Here is a 251-nt window from a genome sequence, read left to right on the forward strand (position 1 = left end):
GGCAAGGCGCGGCGGGGCGTGATCGACATGCCACGCGGCGAAATCCGCACGCCGGCCTTCATGCCGGTCGGCACCGGCGGCACCGTCAAGGCCATGTATATGGACCAGGTGCGCGGTGTCGGCGCCGACATCATCCTGGGCAACACCTATCATCTGATGCTGCGGCCCGGCGCCGAGCGTGTGGCGCGGCTCGGTGGCCTGCACGAGTTCGCCCGCTGGCCGCATCCGATTCTGACCGACAGCGGCGGTTT

The 251-nt window shown here is 69.3% G+C and carries 1 protein-coding gene; it reads left to right on the forward strand.

The annotated features are described in order from the left end of the window. The coding region (locus EOC06_RS39175; protein WP_128310205.1) for a tRNA-guanine transglycosylase at positions 1 to 251 on the forward strand (251 nt) is incomplete at both ends.

This window comes from Mesorhizobium sp. M7A.F.Ca.MR.362.00.0.0, assembly GCF_004023175.1.
In the GTDB taxonomy this organism is placed as follows: domain Bacteria; phylum Pseudomonadota; class Alphaproteobacteria; order Rhizobiales; family Rhizobiaceae; genus Mesorhizobium.